General features: G+C 74.6%; 15 protein-coding genes. 4 read left to right on the forward strand and 11 right to left on the reverse strand.

Annotation, left to right across the window (positions count from 1 at the left end; genetic code table 11):
- From AB0F11_RS34305 to AB0F11_RS34335, 7 genes are all read right to left on the reverse strand, one after another.
- The coding region (locus AB0F11_RS34305) for an adenosylhomocysteinase (RefSeq protein ID WP_362182519.1) at window positions 1-1,025 on the reverse strand (1,025 nt) is incomplete at its 3' end.
- A gap of 566 nt (window positions 1,026-1,591) precedes the next feature.
- Window positions 1,592-2,521, reverse strand: coding sequence for a cation diffusion facilitator family transporter (locus tag AB0F11_RS34310; protein WP_362182522.1), 930 nt, complete (start codon window positions 2,519-2,521; stop codon window positions 1,592-1,594).
- A gap of 97 nt (window positions 2,522-2,618) precedes the next feature.
- Window positions 2,619-3,776 carry a mannose-6-phosphate isomerase, class I gene (manA, locus tag AB0F11_RS34315; protein ID WP_362182525.1) on the reverse strand — a complete coding sequence of 386 codons (1,158 nt, stop codon included), beginning with the start codon at window positions 3,774-3,776 and terminating at the stop codon, window positions 2,619-2,621.
- A gap of 43 nt (window positions 3,777-3,819) precedes the next feature.
- Window positions 3,820-4,953: an SIS domain-containing protein gene (locus AB0F11_RS34320; protein WP_362182527.1), complete on the reverse strand. Its 1,134-nt coding sequence runs from the start codon at window positions 4,951-4,953 to the stop codon at window positions 3,820-3,822.
- Between the two features lie 432 nt (window positions 4,954-5,385).
- Entirely contained in the window at window positions 5,386-5,571 is a 186-nt protein-coding gene (locus tag AB0F11_RS34325) for a Trm112 family protein (RefSeq protein WP_037797711.1), read from the reverse strand.
- Window positions 5,572-5,692: 121 nt separating this feature from the next.
- Window positions 5,693-7,066 carry a phosphomannomutase/phosphoglucomutase gene (locus AB0F11_RS34330; protein ID WP_362182530.1) on the reverse strand — a complete coding sequence of 458 codons (1,374 nt, stop codon included), beginning with the start codon at window positions 7,064-7,066 and terminating at the stop codon, window positions 5,693-5,695.
- A gap of 93 nt (window positions 7,067-7,159) precedes the next feature.
- Window positions 7,160-7,537 (reverse strand): DUF3499 domain-containing protein, encoded by a 378-nt coding sequence (locus tag AB0F11_RS34335; protein ID WP_362182533.1) that lies wholly within the window; start codon window positions 7,535-7,537, stop codon window positions 7,160-7,162.
- A gap of 264 nt (window positions 7,538-7,801) precedes the next feature.
- Here AB0F11_RS34335 and AB0F11_RS34340 point away from each other — a divergent pair, with 264 nt between their 5' ends.
- The gene (locus AB0F11_RS34340; RefSeq protein ID WP_362182536.1) at window positions 7,802-8,188 is read left to right on the forward strand and encodes a metallopeptidase family protein; all 387 of its coding nucleotides are present in this window, start codon (window positions 7,802-7,804) and stop codon (window positions 8,186-8,188) included.
- Between the two features lie 29 nt (window positions 8,189-8,217).
- On the opposite strand, the gene AB0F11_RS34345 is transcribed toward AB0F11_RS34340, so the two are convergent.
- The 3 genes from AB0F11_RS34345 to AB0F11_RS34355 form a co-directional block, all read right to left on the reverse strand.
- Complete coding sequence (locus tag AB0F11_RS34345) at window positions 8,218-9,693, reverse strand: DUF5719 family protein (RefSeq protein ID WP_362182539.1); 1,476 nt, start codon at window positions 9,691-9,693, stop codon at window positions 8,218-8,220.
- Window positions 9,690-13,373, reverse strand: a complete 3,684-nt coding sequence (locus AB0F11_RS34350; RefSeq protein ID WP_362182542.1) for a glycosyltransferase — start codon at window positions 13,371-13,373, stop codon at window positions 9,690-9,692. Before AB0F11_RS34350 ends, AB0F11_RS34345 begins: the two co-directional genes overlap by 4 nt.
- Window positions 13,374-13,619: 246 nt before the next feature.
- Window positions 13,620-13,883 (reverse strand): WhiB family transcriptional regulator, encoded by a 264-nt coding sequence (locus tag AB0F11_RS34355; RefSeq protein WP_003983763.1) that lies wholly within the window; start codon window positions 13,881-13,883, stop codon window positions 13,620-13,622.
- A 640-nt stretch (window positions 13,884-14,523) separates the two neighbouring features.
- Between AB0F11_RS34355 and AB0F11_RS34360 the strand changes: the two genes are divergently transcribed.
- The 3 genes from AB0F11_RS34360 (at window position 14,524) to AB0F11_RS34370 (ending at window position 17,394) form a co-directional block, all read left to right on the forward strand.
- Window positions 14,524-15,063: a cysteine dioxygenase family protein gene (locus tag AB0F11_RS34360; RefSeq protein ID WP_362182545.1), complete on the forward strand. Its 540-nt coding sequence runs from the start codon at window positions 14,524-14,526 to the stop codon at window positions 15,061-15,063.
- 79 nt (window positions 15,064-15,142) lie between these two features.
- Window positions 15,143-16,102, forward strand: a complete 960-nt coding sequence (gene cofD, locus AB0F11_RS34365; protein ID WP_362182548.1) for a 2-phospho-L-lactate transferase — start codon at window positions 15,143-15,145, stop codon at window positions 16,100-16,102.
- Window positions 16,099-17,394, forward strand: coding sequence for a coenzyme F420-0:L-glutamate ligase (locus AB0F11_RS34370; protein ID WP_362182551.1), 1,296 nt, complete (start codon window positions 16,099-16,101; stop codon window positions 17,392-17,394). The genes cofD and AB0F11_RS34370 overlap by 4 nt, the downstream gene beginning before the upstream one ends.
- A 20-nt stretch (window positions 17,395-17,414) precedes the next feature.
- On the opposite strand, the gene AB0F11_RS34375 is transcribed toward AB0F11_RS34370, so the two are convergent.
- Window positions 17,415-18,419 (reverse strand): DNA-3-methyladenine glycosylase 2 family protein, encoded by a 1,005-nt coding sequence (locus AB0F11_RS34375; RefSeq protein WP_362182554.1) that lies wholly within the window; start codon window positions 18,417-18,419, stop codon window positions 17,415-17,417.
- Window positions 18,420-18,835: the final 416 nt, after the last annotated feature.

Raw genomic sequence — 18,835 nt, forward strand, 5'->3', positions numbered from 1 at the left:
CCCACGATCGCCTGGTGCTTCATCTTGGCCATGTCGGCGGCCATGATGATGTCCTTGTTGCCCGTGGTCGTGATGAAGATGTCGGCCGTCTCCACGACCTCGTCCAGGGTCGTGACCTGGTAGCCGTCCATCGCCGCCTGCAGGGCGCAGATCGGGTCGATCTCGGTCACGATGACGCGGGCGCCCTGGCCTCGGAGGGACTCGGCGCAGCCCTTGCCGACGTCGCCGTAGCCGCAGACGACGGCGGTCTTGCCGCCGATGAGCACGTCGGTGGCGCGGTTGATGCCGTCGATGAGGGAGTGGCGGCAGCCGTACTTGTTGTCGAACTTCGACTTGGTGACGGCGTCGTTCACGTTGATGGCCGGGAACAGCAGCGTGCCCTCGGACATCATCTCGTACAGGCGGTGCACGCCGGTGGTGGTCTCCTCGGTGACACCGCGGATGTCGGACGCGAGCTGCGTCCACTTCTGCGGGGCCTCCGCCAGGGTGCGGTTGAGGAGGGTGAGGATGTGGCCGTACTCCTCGGAGTCCGCGGTGGACGGGTCCGGGGCGGAGCCGGCCTTCTCGAACTCGACGCCCTTGTGGACGAGGAGGGTGGCGTCACCACCGTCGTCGAGGATCATGTTCGGGCCGCCGGTGGGGGTGTTCGGCCAGGTCAGCGCCTGCTCCGTGCACCACCAGTACTCCTCCAGCGTCTCGCCCTTCCAGGCGAAGACCGGGACGCCCTGCGGGTTCTCCGGGGTGCCGTTCGGGCCGACGGCGATGGCGGCGGCCGCGTGGTCCTGGGTGGAGAAGATGTTGCAGGAGGCCCAGCGGACCTCGGCGCCGAGCGCGACCAGGGTCTCGATGAGGACGGCCGTCTGGACGGTCATGTGCAGCGAGCCGGTGATGCGGGCGCCGGCGAGGGGCTGGGCGGCGGCGTACTCGCGGCGGATCGACATCAGGCCCGGCATCTCGTGCTCGGCCAGGGTGATCTCCTTGCGGCCGAAGGCGGCAAGGGAAAGGTCTGCGACCTTGAAGTCCATGGGTGCTGCTCCTCATGGTTCGAGAGTGGGTACGGCTGAGCCGCGCATCGCCGTCCGGCGGTGCAGCGAGCGCTCAGTCCGTCGGAGGCCCTCTCTCCCCTCGGCCGGTCGCTCGGACCGCCCGACCGCCATCAGCAGCGACGCCTGACACTGATGACGAATCTACACCGATCAGCGGAGCGGGCCCCAGTGGGTCGCGGAATAATCCCGGCCCACGGCGGGCCGGCCCGGCGTCCGGGGCGGAGCCCCGCCAACCCCCGCCGGCCTTCACAGCCGAGGGTCGGCAATCCCAGCCCCGCCGACGTTCGAGGCGCGGGTCCGGGCGGAGCCCGGTGCCCGGCGGAGCCGGGTTTCATGGGGCTCCGCCCCAAACCCCGCGCCTCGAACGCCGGCGAGGCTGGATCTGCCGGACCCCCGTCCCAGGCGTCGGCGGAGCCGGTCGGGCATCTGGGGCGCTGCCCCAGGCCCCTCGCCTCAAACGCCGGCGGGGCTGGAGTTGCCGACCCTCGGCTCAGGTGGCGTCGGAGCCGGTCGGGCTTTGGGGGCGCCGCCCCGGGGGAGTTGGGTCAGGAGGCGGGGGTGTGGTCGGACTTGTAGATGTCCGGTTCGAGGTAGATCACGCGGGCGATCGGGACCGCGGTGCGGATGCGGGCCTCGGCGGCGTTGATGGCGTTGGCGACCTCGGCCGCGGTGTCGTCGTGCTGGACGGCGATCTTGGCCGCGACGAGGAGTTCCTCCGGGCCCAGGTGCAGGGTCCGCATGTGGATGACGCGGGTGACGGTGTCCCCGTCCACCAGCGCGGCGGCGATCTTCGCGACCTCCTCCGGGCCGGCGGCCTCGCCCAGCAGGAGGGACTTCGTCTCCGCGGCCAGGACGATCGCGATGAGGATCAGGAGCGTGCCGATGGCCAGGGTGCCGATGCCGTCCCACACGCCGTCACCGGTGAGCAGCGCGAGGCCGACGCCGACGAGGGCCAGCAGGAGGCCGATGAGGGCGCCGGCGTCCTCCAGGAGGACCACCGGCAGCTCGGGGGCCTTGGCCCGCTTGATGAACTGCCCCCACGACAGCCCGCCCCGCAGCTCGTTCGACTCCTTGATGGCCGTCTTGAACGAGAAGCCCTCGGCGATGATCGCGAAGACCAGGACGCCGACGGGCCAGTACCAGGCCTCGATCTCGTGCGGGTGCTTGATCTTGTCGTAGCCCTCGTACAGGGCGAACATGCCGCCGACCGTGAAGAGCACGATGGAGACGAGGAAGGCGTAGATGTAGCGTTCCCGCCCGTATCCGAAGGGGTGTTGCGGCGTCGCCTCGCGCTTGGCCTTCTTGCCGCCGAGCAGCAGCAGCCCCTGGTTCCCGGAGTCCGCCAGCGAGTGGACGCTTTCCGCGAGCATCGACGACGAGCCGCTGAAGACGAAGGCCACGAACTTGGCTGCAGCGATGGCGAGGTTGGCGGCGAGTGCCGCAACGATCGCCCTGGTTCCGCCCGACGCGCTCATGGGTGGTGGGTGTCCCTTCGTCCTCGGTACGGCTCTCCCCGGCCGGGGCACCGTGCTACGGCCGCACATTCTTGCAGCCGCCGCCGGCGACCCCGCCTCAGACGACGACGGTGGCTCGGAAGACGGTGCCGGCCCCGGAGAGTTCGACGCTCTCGCCCGCCGGTACGAAGACGGATTCGCCGGGCGCCAGGATCGTTTCGCCCGCTTTCGGCCGGCCCGTGGTGCACAGCAGGATCTGCGGGGCGCCGGCGGGCAGGGTGCGCGGGGCGGCTCCGTCGGCGAGGGCGAAGCGGGAGAGCCGGAACTCGTCGATGGGGGTTTCGTAGACCTCCTCGCCGTCGCCCTCGGGGCGCAGGATCGCGGGATCGCCGTGGTCGAAGCGGACGATCCGCAGCAGCTCGGGCACGTCGACGTGTTTGGGGGTGAGGCCGGCGCGCAGCACGTTGTCGGAGTTGGCGAGCAGCTCGACGCCGAGGCCGTCGAGGTAGGCGTGCGGGACGCCGGCGCCGAGGAACATCGCCTCGCCGGGCTGGAGCCGTACGTGGTTGAGGAGCATGGCGGCGATGACGCCGGGGTCGCCGGGGAAGTGGTGGACGAGGGTCGCGTACGGGGTGTACGGGCCGCCGAGCCGGTCGGCGGCGGTCGCGGCCTCGGCGACGGTGCGGGCCATCTCGCTGCGGTCGGCGGTCAGGACGGCGGTGAGCATCTCGCGCAGGGCCGCGTCCTCGGGGTGGGCGCGCAGCAGGTCCACGTACGGCTTGAGGGAGTCGACCTCAAGGCCGGCGAGGAGTTCGGCGGCTTCCTGCGGCGGGCGGAAGCCGCACAGGCCCTCGAAGGGGGTGAGCGCGCAGATCATCTCGGGCTTGTGGTTGGGGTCCTTGTAGTTGCGGTGGGGGGCGTCGATGGGGATGCCGCGCCGCTCCTCGTCGGCGTAGCCTGCGCGGGCCTGGTCCAGGTCGGGGTGGACCTGGAGGGAGAGCGGGGCTCCGGCGGCGAGGATCTTGAAGAGGAAGGGCAGGCGAGGGCCGAACCGGGCGACGACGGCGGCCCCGAGCTCGCGCTCGGGGTCGGCGGCGATGACGTCCGCGAGGCTGGTCCGGCCGGCGCCGCGGTCGATGCGGGAGGGGGCGCCGGGGTGGGCGCCCATCCACAGTTCGGCCTGGGGTTCGCCGGTCGGCGCGATGCCGAGCAGCCCGGGGATCGCGGTGGTGGATCCCCAGGCGTAGGGGCGGATCGTGTTCGTCAGGCGGTCCATCTTCGTCCGTCTTCCTGGATGAAGGGCCGGCACGGTGGCGTGCTCAGCCGTGTCCCCCGCTCGCCAGAGCCAGGTATGCGGTGGCGAAATCCGTGACGGCGAGGAGCTCGGCGAGCTGTTCGAGGTCGCTGCCCTCCTCGGGTTCGAGCTCGCTGACGGCCGTGTCGTGGCTGAGGGCGAGTTCGCGGGCGGCGGGGGCGGCGGTGAGGCCGCCGGTGGGCCGGTCGCGCAGCAGGACCACGCGGGCGCGCAGGGCCTGGGGCTCATCGACCCGGTCACGGAAGAAGTCGTCGGGGTCGGCGCCGGCCGCGAAGGACCCGGCGAGCAGGACGCCGTGCCGGGGCAGGGCCTCGGGGAGGTCGGCGGCCAGGGCGGGGCGGCCGGCGAGCTCGGCGAGGGTGGCGGCGAAGCGGCGGCCGGCGGGGCCGGCGCCGGCGCCCTCGCTCCAGATGAGCGGGAGGGAGTCGGCGAGCTCGGCGGCGAGGGTCTTGGCGGGGTTGGAGTAGGTGGCGATGGCCGGTCCGCAGCGTTCGGCGGTGCGGTCGAGGCGGTCGGCGACGCGCTGGAGGGTGTCGGGGGGCGCGTCGATGAGGCCGACCTTGTCGAGGAGCAGCAGGAGCGGGGTGAGCAGGGCCCACAGGGCGCCGGGGCCGGCGGCGGCGGATTCGTCGTACTCCTGGTACGGGGCCTTGGCCATCGGTACGAGGAGCCCGTGTGCGGCGTCGACGGCCTCGCTCAGCGGGGAGCGTTCGGGGGCCACGGCGACGACGGTGCAGCCGCGCCGGTAGGCCTGCTCGGCGAGGAGGGAGAGGCCGGGTTCGGTGCCGTCGGTAGTGGCGAGGAGCAGCAGGTCCACGGAGCCGGCCCAGCCGGGCAGGGTCCAGCGCAGGGCGCCCGCGGCGTGGGCGACGCCGGTGGGGTGCAGGCGGGTGACCGGGGCGGAGGCGCCGGCGAGGTCGCCGAGCAGGTCGGCGACGCCGGTGGCGGCGGTGCCGGGGCCGGCGATGAGCACGGCGCGGGGCCGGCCGTCGGGGCGCAGGTTGCCGAGGCCCGCCTCGGCGGAGTGCCTGGCGGCGGTGCGGACTCTGGCGCCGGCCTCGGCGGCGCCGCGGAGCAGGCCGCGGCGGTCGGCGCGGGCGAGCTCTTCCGGTGCGTCGAGGAGCGTCTCGTCGAGCATGGCGGCCTCCGGCTGGGTCAGAAGGGCGGGCGACTCGGTTGCCGTGTGCCTGCGGCGCGTTGGCATCAGTTGTACCCGGTGTTCCGGTGGGCGTCCGGCGTTCCGGTGGGCCCGTGGGCGGGTGTGTCCCGGCGGACCCGCGGCCGGGGGGCACCCGGTGTCCCGGCGGACCCGTGGCACCCGGTGGGTCGCTGGGGTCCCGGTGTCCCCGTGAGCCCGGTGGGCACCTGGTGTCCCCGCGGGTCCGTGGCACCGGTGTCCTGGCGGACCCGTGGCACCCGGTGGACCCGTGGGCTCCCGGTGGCCCGTGGGCTCCCGGTGGCCCGTGGGCTCCCGGTGGTCCCGTCAGCCCGGTGGGGCCGGGGCGCCCGGTGTCCCGGGCACCCGGTGGGTCCGTGGGTGTACGGCGGCCGGCGGGGTTCCGGGCGCGGGTCAGGCGGGGCGGCGGGCCTCGTCCACCAGGAGGACCGGGATGCCGTCGCGGACCGGGTAGGCGAGGCCGCAGTCCTGACCGGTGCAGATCAGCTCGGGAGCCGTCTCGTCGGCCGACTTGTCCTCGAGGGGCGAGTGGCAGGCGGGGCAGGCGAGGATCTCCAGAAGGCCGGCTTCGAGCGGCATGGGGGCTTCCCTTCGAACATGCGGATTGGGCGAGGTCAGCGTACCGCCGGGCCGCGTCTCGCGCGGCCCGGCGGCAGGGCGCGTTGCGGGGAGCGGACCGGCCGTGATCCGCCGGACAGGCCTAGGCGCGGACCAGTGCGAGGACCTCGTCCCGGACCTTGGCGAGGGTCTGGGGGTCGCGGGCCTCGACGTTGAGGCGCAGCAGCGGCTCCGTGTTGGAGGCGCGGAGGTTGAACCACCAGTCGGCGGAGGTGGCGGTGAGGCCGTCCAGTTCGTCGAGGGTGATGCCCTCCTGGGAGCCGTACGCGGCCTTCACGGCGGTGATGCGGGCGGCCTGGTCGGCGACGGTGGAGTTGATCTCGCCGGAGCCGGCGTAGCGGTCGTAGGAGGCGACGAGCTCGGAGAGGGTGCCGTCCTGGCCGCCGAGGGCCGCGAGGACGTGGAGCGCGGCGAGCATGCCGGTGTCCGCGTTCCAGAAGTCCTTGAAGTAGTAGTGCGCGGAGTGCTCGCCGCCGAAGATCGCGCCGGAGCGGGCCATCTCCTCCTTGATGAAGGAGTGGCCGACCCGCGTGCGCACGGGCGTGCCACCGTGCTCGCGGACGACCTCGGGCACGGACCAGGAGGTGATCAGGTTGTGGATCACGGTGCCGGTGCCGCCGTTGCGGGCCAGTTCGCGGGCGGCGACGAGGGCGGTCACGGCGGACGGGGAGACGCCCTCGCCACGCTCGTCGACGACGAAGCAGCGGTCGGCGTCGCCGTCGAAGGCGAGGCCGAGGTCGGCGCCCTCCGCCTTCACGCGGGCCTGGAGGTCGACGAGGTTCTTCGGGTCGAGCGGGTTGGCCTCGTGGTTGGGGAAGGTGCCGTCGAGCTCGAAGTACATCGGTACGAGCTCCAGCGGCAGGCCCTCGAAGACGGTGGGGACGGTGTGGCCGCCCATACCGTTGCCCGCGTCCACGACGACCTTGAGCGGGCGGATCGCGCTCAGGTCCACCAGCGACTTCAGGTGCGCGGCGTATCCGGCGAGGGTGTCCTTCCCGCTGACGGTGCCGGGGACGGTCCCGGCGGGGGCGGCCGGGGCGCCGCCCAGGTCGGACCAGGTCTCGACGAGCTCGCGGATGGCCGCGAGGCCGGTGTCCTGGCCGACGGGGGCTGCGCCGGCCCGGCAGAGCTTGATGCCGTTGTACTGCGCCGGGTTGTGCGAGGCGGTGAACATCGCGCCGGGCAGGTCGAGGATGCCGGAGGCGTAGTACAGCTGGTCGGTGGAGCACAGGCCGATCAGGATGACGTCCGAGCCGCGGGCGGCGGCGCCGCGCGCGAAGGCGCCCGACAGGGCGGGCGAGGAGGGCCGCATGTCGTGGCCGACGACGATGGCGGTGGCGCCGGTGACCTCGACGAAGGCGGCCCCGAACAGTTCGGCCAGCGACTCGTCCCACTCGTCCGGCACGACGCCCCGTACGTCGTACGCCTTGACGATGTTCGAAAGATCTGCGGCCACTGCCTGCCCTCCTGAAGCTCCTGTGCGGTGGAGCCAACCTACAGGGCAGGCGCAGGCGCCCTTCAGGGCGTCAGGCGGGGGGAGGAGCGGGGGTCAGGAGTCGGGCGAGCGCAGGACGCGCAGGTGTCCGCGCCGGGTTTCGCCGCCGGGCCGCTGGGCGCTCGGGCCGGACCCGCCGGCCTCGGCCGCGCGGTCGTGCGGCCGCGCTGCCTCCCGTACGGCATTGGCCAGGGCTTCGAGGTCGTCGCCGCTGGGGCGCGAGGGGGCCGACCCGTCGGTCAGGCGCACGACTTCCCAGCCGCGCGGGGCGGTCAGGCGCTCGGAGTGCTCGGCGCACAGGTCGTAGCAGTGGGGTTCGGCGTACGTGGCGAGCGGACCGAGGACTGCGGTCGAATCGGCGTAGACGTACGTCAGTGTCGCGACGGCAGGGCGGCCGCACGCAGTGCGCGAACAGCGACGTACAAGGCTCACGACGTTGGACGGTACCGCACTCTTGACCGGGCCGCGACGACTCTCCCGCAGGCCACTCCCCCGTGTCGCTCCGGCGACGGGGCCCGGCAGGTCCGGAAAGGCCCCGGTCGGAGCCTGTTCGAGGGCTACCCTGCGGGGGTGACCGACAGCCCTCCGCCGCCTCCTCCGTCGCTCCCGCCGCCGCCCGCGGCGCCGTCTGCCGGGCCGTCCGCCGGGCCCCCGGCCGAGCCGCGGCCCCGCCGGCGCGACCGGCACGGGCGCGGGATGCGGGGGCCGATCGCCCCGCCGCAGGTGCCGCTGGCGGCGAGCCGGGCGGAGCTCTTCGGCGACCTCGTACGGGAGTCCGTGGAGCGGCTGGAGCGGCGCTGGCCGCAGTTGGCGGAGGTGGAGTTCCTGGTCGCGGACGTGCCGGGGCCGCCGGGCGGCCCGGACGCCGGGTGGAACGACGAGGCGGTGCCGCTCGGGGCGCTGTCGGAGGCGGCGGGGCCCGGGCGGCCGGCGCGGATCGTGGTCTTCCGGCGGCCGGTGGAGATCCGGACGAAGACCCGGGACGAGAAGGCGCTGCTCGTGCACGAGATCGTGGTGGAGCAGGTCGCGGAGCTGCTGGGGCTGTCCCCGGAGACGGTGGACCCGCGGTACGGGCAGGACTGACCGGCTCCGGCGCCACCGGCTCCGGCGACCTAGCGGGTGAGGACCGACAGGTCCTGGACCGCCCGCGGGACCGGCACGTTCGCGTGGTCGTCGGAGAGCGTCTGCACGGTGAACATCGGGATGCCCTCGTGCGGCAGCGTCAGGGTCCGGGCCGCGTGGACCGGGCCGCCGGAGAGGGTCTCGACCGTCAGCGCGTACGCGCCCTTGGCGCCGGCCGGGGCCAGGGCCACGAGCTGCGTGGTGCCCGCCTTGACGGTGACCTCCTTCGAGGCCGCCTCGCCCGCCTCGGTGCCCGGCGAGGCCGTCACCTTCACCTTCGCGTCGGCGCCGACCGCGGTCAGGGACAGCACGGTCGCGTTCTCGTCGGCCCGGTTGTCGGCGACGGTCGCCCGCGGCCCGACGGGGCCGGACGCGGGGACGAAGCCCAGCTCCTGCTTGGCGCCGGTGCCGCGGACCACGTGCAGCGCGGCCACCACCGGAACGGGCTTCTTCTTGTCGGCCGGGGCCAGCACCAGCGAGCCCGCCTCGCCGCGGGTCACGTCCTTGAGGTCGAGGGTGGCCGTCATGCCCGCCTTGACGTGCAGCTGCTCGTTGCCGGCCGGGCTGATGGAGCCGTTCGGCCCGGCCAGCTTCACGGTCAGGTCGGCGTCCTCCTCGCCGGGGGCGAAGGCCACCAGCCGTACCGAGGCGGCGTCCGCGGGGATCCCGGGCAGGACGAGCGAGCCGGCCGGGTCGGCGGACGCGGGCAGCCAGTCCGCACCGACGCCCTCCTCGCCGACCTGCACGGAGGCGCCGACGCGGCCCGCGCGGGTGGTCACGTGCGCGGTGACGTCCGCGAGCTGCGTGCCGGGGGTGAGGGAGGCCAGCGAGACCGCCTTGGTGGAGCGGGGGTCGATCCGGATGTTCTCGCCGGTGCCCGCCTCGGACTTCACCGCGCCGTCCGGGCCGAACAGCTTGATGTCGATCACGGCGGCGGTGTCGTCGGGGTTGGTGAGGTGCACGTAGTCCTCGCGCCCCTTGGCGGTGCTCGCGCCGGGGAACCAGAAGTCGGTGCCGGGCGCGGTGCAGCCCACGCCGAGCAGACCGCGCGCCCGGCCCACTGACACCTTGGTGGTCTGCTGGGCGGTCCAGCCGGGGGCGAGGATCCCGTCGGCGGTGCCGGCGAGGCCCGGGGCCTCGGCTCCGGAGGCGCTCGCGCCGGCCGGCTTGCCGCGCTCCTTGAGCTCCAGGACGGGCTTGGCCTCCTTGGTCGCGCCGAGGAGGCGGGCCGTGCCCTTGCCGCCGCCGGCTGCGCCGGGGGTGATCGCCGTGTACGTGGTCTCGGCGATGTCGGAGGAGCTGGGCGCCGGGCAGACCAGCGCGGACCGCTCGACCGGCATCCGGGCCGCGGCCGCCGGCTTGGCGTCGGCGGCCGGGGCGGCGGGCGCGGTGAGGTGGGCGATGCCGGCCGCGGCGGCCAGGGCCGCGGCGACGGCCGCGAGCGTCAGGGGTGCGCGCTGCTTCACTGCTGGGGGCTCCCGTCGGGACGCGGGTCGTGCTGCTGTCCGTAGGTCCCGTACGGCTGCTGGTCGTACGGGTAGGGGTACGGCTGGTAGGGCTCGTGGGGCTGGTGGGGCTGCGGGTAGGCCTGCTGGTCGTGCGCGTACGGGTACTGCTCGGGGTCCGCGGCCTGCGCGGGGACGTACGGCTGGGCGGCGGGCCGGCCGTAGGCGTCGTAGCCCTGGCCGCCTTGGCCGTGGTCGCCGTAGCCCTGTTCGCCGTACGCCTGCTCGCCGTACGCGGGATGGCCGTCCTGGTACGCGTACGTCTCCTCCCCGTACGACGGCTGCGCCGGGATCCCCGCGTACGGATCGGCCACGGCGCCCGCGCCTTCGGCGGCGGCCGGGGCGGCGGAGCCGGTCTCGGCGCGCAGCCTGCGGGCCCGGCGGCCCTCGCCGGCCCCGTCGGTGCCGGGCCCCTCGGCGACTGCGGCCTCCTCCTCCGGCAGGTCGTCGTCGAGGCGGGCGCGGCGGCCGGGCAGGGCCATCACGAGCAGGACCAGCGCGAGGGCGCCCTGGGCCCAGTGCCAGGCGGTCCGGGGCAGGGAGTCCTCGTGGACGAGGTCGAGGCGGCCGCCGGCGGCGGGCAGTTCGAAGCCCTGCGCCCAGCCGTCGAGGGTCTTGGCCTTCAGCGGCTTCCCGTCGAGGGTGGCCTTCCAGCCGGGCGTGGCGCGGTCGGCGATGCGCAGGGTGCGGCCCGCCTCGCCGGCCGGGATCTTGGTGTGGGCCTCGACGGGGCCGGAGGCGACCGGCAGGGGTGCCTCGCCGGTCTTGCCGGAGAGGATGACGGCGCGGGCGACCTGGCGGTCCACGCGCCACAGGGCGCTGCCGTCGAGCTGGCTCATGCGGCTGAGGCCGGGGGTGGCGTCGAGGACGCGGTGCATCTGCTGCGGGGCGCCGTCGCGGACCAGGATGTAGCGGATCGCGAAGCCGCTGAGCTGGTCGGTCTGGTCGGCCCCGGAGCCGGCGACGAGGCTGGAGACGACCTTGTCGAGGCGGGGGCTGCTGCCGGCCTCGGCGGCGAGCTCGGCGTCGCCGAGGCCGGCGCCGGAGCCGCGCACCAGGGTGTAGGAGACGGTGGCGGGCGAGGTGCCGCCGAGGACGAGGGTGCGGGCCTGGTCGCGGGTGCCGCTCTCCTCGGCGACGAACGCGGGAACCTGCACCGGGTCGCGCCGCTGGAGCGGTCCGGCGGCGCCGCCGATCATCCAGCCGGCCGCGCCGAGCAGCGGGCCGGCGGCGGCCGCGAGGGCGATCAGGGCGGCCACGGGCTGGCGCCAGCCGAAGCTGCTGGCGGCGACGCGCTCCTTGGCCCCGTCGGCGCCGACCGCGGCGGCGGCGAGCAGGGCGAGCCCGTACACGAGGGTGGCGGGCCCGGCCCAGCCGGTGCGGTTGAGGACCACCGCCAGGGCGAGGGCGGCGAGGGCCGCGGCCCAGGCGGTGCGGACGGCGGCCTGCCGCTCGGCGCGCACCAGGGCGGCGAGGGCGGCGAGCACGATCCCGAGGAGCAGCAGCCCGCCGGGGGCCTTGGGGCCGCCGGGGCTCAGGCCGAGGAGGTCGAGGCCGGTGGCGGAGCCGGTGGCGTAGGGCAGTCCGGCCTCGTCGAGGAGCCGGCCGGGGTGCAGGAGCAGGCCCGGCGCCCAGGGGGCGAGGACGAGGAGGGGGACGGCGAGGGCGGCGAGCAGCCGCGGCCCGTACGCCTTCCACGCGGCGCGGCGCCGTACGAGCGCGGCGGCTCCGAGGACGGCGCCGAGCACCCACACGACGGGGGTGAAGGCGGTGGCCAGGGTCAGCAGGAGGGTGTACGTCCACACGGCGCGCCAGGTGCCGCGCTGCTCGGGGGTGCCCTCGGGGCCGCCGGCGAGGCCTGAGGCGGCGACGGCGGAGCGGGCCAGCAGCGGCAGCAGGATCGCGAGGACGGCGGTGCCGAGGCGGCCGCTGGCGAGGGCTCCGGTGACGGCGGGCAGGAAGGCGTAGGCGACGGCGGCCCAGGCGCGCAGCAGCCGGGACTCCACCAGCGGCCGGGAGGCGAAGTAGGCGGTGAGTCCGGCGAGCGGGACGGAGCAGACGAGGAGCAGGGTCAGGGCGGCGGCGGTGGAGCCGAACAGGAGGGTGGACAGGGCGCCGAGGACGGCGAGGTAGGGCGGGGCGGCGGCGGTGGAGCCGGTGCCGAGGGGCTGCCAGTCCTCGGTGTAGCGGCGCCACAGGTCGAGTCCGCTGTCGGGGGCGGGCAGCAGGGCGCCGCCCATGAGGGAGCCGCCGCCGAGCAGGCCGCGGCAGGCGATGACGGAGACCAGCAGGAGGAGGGCGAACAGGAGGGGCGCGGGGTTGCGGGCGATCCGCTTCAGGCGGGCGAACTGCTCGACCTCGAGGTAGTCGGTGTCGTCGCCGCCGGGGCCGGATTCGACGGCTCCGCCGTGCCGGCCGAGGGCGGGCCCGTCGGTGTCGCGGCCGCTGCCGAGGTACCCGGCGAGCTGTTCGGCGCCGGCGCGCAGGGTGGCTCCGGGCGGCGGGAAGAGGGGGCGCAGTTCCTTGGCGGGGACGGCGGGGCGGCCGCGGCGGCGGCGGGCGGCGAGGATGCGTTCGGGGCGCAGCAGGGTGGCGAGGAGGCCGGTGATCTCGTCGACGGCCTGGCCGGGGGCCTTGCCGACGAGGTAGCCGAGGGTGCGCAGCACGGTGCCGAGGAGGAGGCGCACGAGGACGTACGGCAGGGCGGCGCCGGAGGTGTTGGCGAGCATCGTGTAGACGGCGCCGGCCTTGTCCACGCGGTGCGGGCCGACGGCGGTGCGGCCGGCGCAGTCGACGGTGCGGCGTTCGCGGGCGGAGGCCTCGGCGTGGCGCAGGACGGCGTCGGGGGCGACGAGGACGGTGTGGCCGGCGCTCTGGGCGCGCCAGCACAGGTCGACGTCGTCGCGCATGAGGGGCAGGCGGCGGTCGAAGCCGCCGAGGCTGTCGTAGACGTCGCGGCGCACGAGCATGCCGGCGGTGGAGACGGACAGGACGCCGCGGACCTGGTCGTGCTGGCCCTGGTCCTGTTCGCGGCGGTCGAGGCCGGTCCAGCGGCGGCCGCTGCGGGCGATGGTGACGCCGGCTTCGAGGAGCTGCTTGTTGTCGTACCAGCCGCGCAGCTTGGGGCCGATGACGGCGGCGTCGGGGTTCTCCTCGGCGACGCGCAGGAGTTCGGTGAGGGCGTCCGGTTCGGGGGCGCTGTCGTCGTGGAGCAGCCAGAGCCACTGCACGGGTTCGCCGTGCGGGAGTTCGGGCAGGTCGTAGGTGTCGTCGCGCCAGGTGCGACTGACGGGGTCCCAACCGCTGGGGCGCTTGAGGTAGGGGAGGTCCTCGGGGGTGGGGGTGCCTGCGCTGCGGGCGGCTTCCTCCACGGCGGCGCCGAAGCCGGTGCGGCGGGCGAGGTGCAGGACGCGGTCGTCGCCGAGGGCCTCGGCGAGCAGGCGCGCGGAGTCGTCGGCGCTGCCGGTGTCGGCGGCGATGTGGTTCTGCGCGGGGCGTTCCTGGCCGAGGAGGCCGGCGAGGGTCCGGGGCAGCCAGCGGGCGCCGTCGTGGGCGACGAGGACCGCGGTGACGACGTGCCGGGGGAACTCAGGGGTGGCGGCCGCCTGGTAGGAGGCCGTCGACTGGCTGTGCAGGGACATCGCTCTACTGGCCCTCCGGCCTGGGGGTCCCCTCCGGGCGGTGCCGGGGGGAGGGTCCGGGGGTGGTGTGCCCTCGGAGGCTGCTGGACAGCGCCCCACACTAACGGCTGGGAACACGCCGGTCCGCCTCCTGCGGGGAAGGTGCAGGAGGCGGACCGTGTATGTGCTTGTGGAGTTGTACGGAGTGCCCGTGCGCGGTGTCGTACGCGGTGTCCGGTCGCATCGCGCCGGCGGCTGCCGGTCCGGTCAGACGGCGGCCTTTTTCAGGCGGCGGCGCTCACGCTCGGACAGGCCGCCCCAGATGCCGAAGCGCTCGTCGTTGGCGAGGGCGTATTCGAGGCATTCGGAGCGGACTTCGCAGGCGAGGCAGACCTTCTTGGCCTCGCGGGTGGAGCCGCCCTTCTCGGGAAAGAAGGACTCGGGGTCGGTCTGGGCGCACAGCGCGCGCTCCTGCCATCCGAGCTCTTCGTCCGCTTCCTCGACCAGCAGTTCCTGAAACAGCTCGGTCATGTGCGCCCCTCGCTCTGTCTGTGCATCCCCGTGGTGGTGTCGTCACTCATCGCTACGTAACGACACGAGTGAAATTACAAGTGCGGGGCTCCGAAGCAGTCAAGCCGGGATCTGCTATTGGGGCCCTTATTCACTCTGCGGAACCAAGGCTATGCGGAAAGTGTTCATATCGCCAAAAATCGTGACAGTGTGCCACGGGTGCTGCCGCGGCCGCGCTCACTCGCGATCGACGCGTGGCCCGTGAGTGTGGTTGCGATCAAGCCAGGGAAGCGGCGCAGATCACATTCCGATCACGAGTTGGGTCGGCGGGTTTGAACGCGGTCGCAGTGCGACTTGCAGCGCCACCTCCCCGGCGCCGGCCTGCACAAACCTTTCTCCGCCCGGGTTAACCGGATCAGGTGGAACTTTTCTCCCAAACCGACCATTGGGTTGACAGTCCGGCCTTGCACCCGCTCTCCTTGTTCCCATGTCAGTGACCGCAGGCGCCACCCGGACCCCCATTCGTGGGTTCCTGTGCGCTGCCCAGGTTCGCTGTTGCTGTTGCAGCTGTTGATGCCTTCGGAGCCCCTCGGCTCCCCTGAGCTCCGGCCACCCCCACAGCGACCGCCGCACCACTGACATCCGTCGAGGACCCCCCACGATGAGCAACCCCACCGTCGCCGCCACCCCCGCCCACGCCGCTCCCGCGACCACGGAGAGTGACCTCCAGATCGCCGGCGACATCCTCGCCGTCCAGCACCTCCTGCAGCCCGCCCGCGAACACCCGGCCACCGTCGCCGAGTTCGTCGGTCTCGCCCGCTCCATCGCCGAGGACCGCGCGAGCTGGCAGCACCTCGTCCGCTACGACGCCACCACCCGCTGGTACCACCGCCTGCGCACCGGCCCGGGCTACGAGGTCTGGCTGCTCAGCTGGGTCCCCGGCCAGGGCAGCGGCCTGCACGACCACGGCGCCTCCTCCGGCGTCCTGACCGTCCTCGAAGGCGAGCTCACCGAGCACAGCCCGCGCGGCCCGCTCACCCTGGGCGCCGGCTCCCAGCGCGTCTTCGCCCCCGGCTACGCCCACGAGGTCGTCAACGACACCCTCGACGGGGCGGTCAGCCTGCACGTCTACTTCCCCGGCCTGACCGAGATGCCGATGCACAACTGCTCCCCGGCCCGCAGCGAGGCCGTCTCGGTCTGACGAACCGACGCCTGACAGTCCCACCCGTCGCCCGACCACCACCCCTCAGGCGCCAGCCTGCGGCTGACAGACTGTCTGCATGCGCATTGTTGTTCTGGCCGGCGGCATCGGCGGCGCCCGTTTCCTGCGCGGACTGAAGTCCGCGGCTCCCGACGCGGACATCACCGTCATCGGCAACACCGGTGACGACATCCACCTGTTCGGGCTGAAGGTGTGTCCCGACCTCGACACGGTGATGTACACCCTCGGCGGTGGCATCAACGAGGACCAGGGCTGGGGGCGTGCCGAGGAGTCCTTCACCGTCAAGGAGGAACTCGCGGCGTACGGGGTCGGACCCACCTGGTTCGGCCTCGGCGACCGCGACTTCGCCACCCACATCGTCCGTACCCAGATGCTCGGCGCCGGCTACCCGCTCAGCGCCGTCACCGAAGCCCTGTGCGACCGCTGGCAGCCCGGAGTGCGGCTGCTGCCCATGTCCGACGACCGCGTCGAGACCCACGTCGCCATCACCGACTCCGGCACCGGCGAGCGCCGCGTCGTCCACTTCCAGGAGTACTGGGTCCGGCTGCGGGCCTCCGTCGACGCCGAGGCCGTCGTGCCCGTAGGCGCCGAGCAGGCCAAGCCGGCGCCCGGCGTGCTCGAAGCCGTCGCCGCGGCCGACGTCATCCTCTTCCCGCCGTCCAACCCGGTCGTCTCCGTCGGCACGATCCTGGCCGTGCCCGGCATCCGCGAGGCCATCGCCTCCGCCGCGGCCCCGGTCGTCGGCCTCTCCCCCATCGTCGGCGGCGCCCCCGTGCGCGGCATGGCCGACAAGGTCCTCGCCGCCGTCGGCGTCGAGTCCACCGCCGCGGCCGTGGCCCGGCACTACGGCGCCGACCTCCTCGACGGCTGGCTCGTCGACACCGCCGACGCGGACGCCACCGCCGAGGTCGAGGCCGCCGGGATCGCCTGCCGGGCCGTCCCGCTGATGATGACCGACCTCGAAGCGACCGCCGCCATGGCCCGCGAGGCGCTGGCCCTCGCGGAGGCCTCCCGGTGAGCGTTCCCTCGTACGAGGTACGCGCCGTCGCCGGGATCCCCGAGGTCCGCCCGGGCGACGACCTGGCCCGGATCATCGCCGACGCCGAGCCGGACCTGCGCGACGGGGACGTCCTGCTGGTCACCTCGAAGATCGTCTCCAAGGCGGAGGGCCGGATCGTACGGGCCGACTCGCGCGAGGAGGCCATAGACGCCGAGACCGTACGGGTCGTCGCGCGCCGCGGCCCGCTGCGGATCGTCGAGAACCGGCAGGGCCTCGTGATGGCCGCGGCCGGCGTCGACGCCTCCAACACCGAGCCGGGCACCGTCCTGCTGCTGCCCGAGGACCCCGACGCCTCGGCCGCCGCGATCCGCGCCCGGCTGCGGGAGCTGCGCTCGGTCGACGTCGGCGTCATCGTCACCGACACCTTCGGGCGGCCCTGGCGGGCCGGGCTGACGGACGTGGCCATCGGCGCGGCCGGCGTCCGCGTCCTGGACGACCTGCGCGGCGGCACCGACGCCCACGGCAACGCGCTCGGCGCGACCGTCGTCGCCACCGCCGACGAGCTGGCCGCCGCCGGCGACCTGGTCAAGGGCAAGGCCGCCGGGCTGCCCGTGGCGCTCGTACGGGGGCTCGGGCACGTGCTCGGCGAGGGCTCCTCGGCCGCCGAGCTGGTACGTCCGGCCGCCGAGGACCTGTTCCGCCTCGGCACCTCCGAGGCGGTACGCGAGGCCGTGACCCAGCGCCGCACCGTACGGGCCTTTACCGACGCGCCGGTCGATCCCGGCGCGGTAAGGCGGGCCGTCGCCGCGGCCGTCACCGCCCCCGCGCCGCACCACACCACGCCGTGGCGGTTCGTCCTGCTGGAATCCGCGGCCGCGCGGCGGGAGCTGCTCGATGCGATGCGGGACGCCTGGGCCGAGGACCTGCGGCGCGACGGCAAGTCCGAGGAGTCCATCGCCAAGCGGATCCGGCGCGGCGACGTGCTGCGGAACGCCCCGTACCTGGTGGTGCCGTGCATGGTGACCGACGGCGCCCACCACTACGGGCACGCGCGGCGGGACGCGGCGGAGCGGGAGATGTTCGTCGTCGCCACCGGCGCCGGCGTGCAGAACTTCCTGGTCGCGCTGGCCGGGGAAGGGCTGGGCTCGGCGTGGGTGTCCTCGACGATGTTCTGCCGGGACGTGGTGCGCAAGGTGCTCGGGCTGCCGGAGGACTGGGACCCCATGGGGGCCGTGGCCGTCGGGCACCCCGTGGAGCCGCCGCGGGAGCGGCCGGAGCGGACGGCGGAGCCGTTCATCGAGGTGCGCTGAGGCCGCTTACCGGGTCGGCGTCACAGCCGGCCGATGTCGCTGCGGTACATCCGCGGTGCGCGGCGCGGCGGTGTGCGGCCCGCCAGGAGGATGAGGCGGGCCGCGCGGTGGCGCTGGCCGGCGTACGGGGCGAGCAGTTCGAGCATGGCCGCGTCGTCGGCGTCCCGGTCGCCGGCGAGGGCGTAGCCGATGATGCCGGGCAGGTGCAGGTCGCCGGTGGTGACGGCGTCCGGGTCACCGTTGGTGCGCTGGAGGGTCTCGGAGGAGGTCCACGGGCCGATGCCGGGGACGGCCTCCAGCCGGGCGGCGGCCTGCCCGGGCGGCATCGCTGCGGCCTCCTCCAGCCGGGCCGCGACGCGGGCGGCCCGCACGATGGTGGCCGAGCGCTTGGCGTCGACGCCGGCCTTGTGCCAGTCCCAGGACGGGATCATGGCCCAGGTGCGGGCGTCGGGCATGACGCGCAGCCCCTGCCCGTACGGGCCGGGCGCGGGCTCGCCGTGCCACTGGACCAGGCGGCGCCAGGCCCGGTACGCCTCGTCGGAGGTGACCTTCTGCTCCAGGACGGTCGGGATCAGCGACTCCAGGACCAGCCCGGTCCGGGACATGCGCAGGCCGGGGCGGCTGCGGTGGCTGACGTGCACGAGGCGGTGGCGAGGCACGAAGGCGGCGGGGTCGTCGCCGGCTCCGAGCAGGGCCGGCAGCCCGTCCAGGATCCACTCGGCCCCGGGGCCCCAGGCCTCGGCGTACACGTGCCCGGCGGCCCGGTCGAGCGCGACACGGAGGGTGGCTGCGCCCTGCGGTGTCCGGCTCCCCCGCCAGACGGAACCGTCGGCGGTGATCCGGAACGTGGGGTCCCCGGGCCCGCGGCGCAACGGCCCGAGCGTCAGCCCCAGGTCGAGAACCCCCTCGGGCACCCACACCCGGGCGAGCCCCCCGCCGCCGGCCGCGGCCCCGCCGTCCGCGGGCACGTCGGCCCGCCCGCCCCGCACCGCGGTACGGGAAAGAGGATCGAAGCGCCCGGCCATGCCCTGAGCGTATCCCTGGAGATGGCTCGGGTCGGTGCGGGCAGGCCATCTCCCCCTCGAGGGGCCGGGGGCGGGCCCGCGGCTGCCCACCCACCACACGGACGGCGGGGTCGGCGGGGTCGGCGGGGTCGGCGGGGCGGGGCCGGCGGGGCCGGCGGGGCGGAGGCCGTGGCGGCCGCAGCGGCACGGACGGGGAGGCGGCCAGCGGGCCGGGACCCATGGGTCGGGATCTCGGCCGGGCGGGATCAGGGAGGGTATGGGGGTTTCCCGTCAGTCTCATCGTCCTTCCGCGTCGGGCCGGCCTGTCAAGAGCGCTCCCTTCGGTCGCGTCGCTGCGCGATGGCCTTCGGCCACTCTTGACAGGCCGTCCCGCCACGGAAAAACGAAGACTGCCGGGAAACCCCCAAAAGAACGGC

Source organism: Streptomyces sp. NPDC032472, assembly GCF_040636955.1.
In the GTDB taxonomy this organism is placed as follows: Bacteria; Actinomycetota; Actinomycetes; order Streptomycetales; family Streptomycetaceae; genus Streptomyces.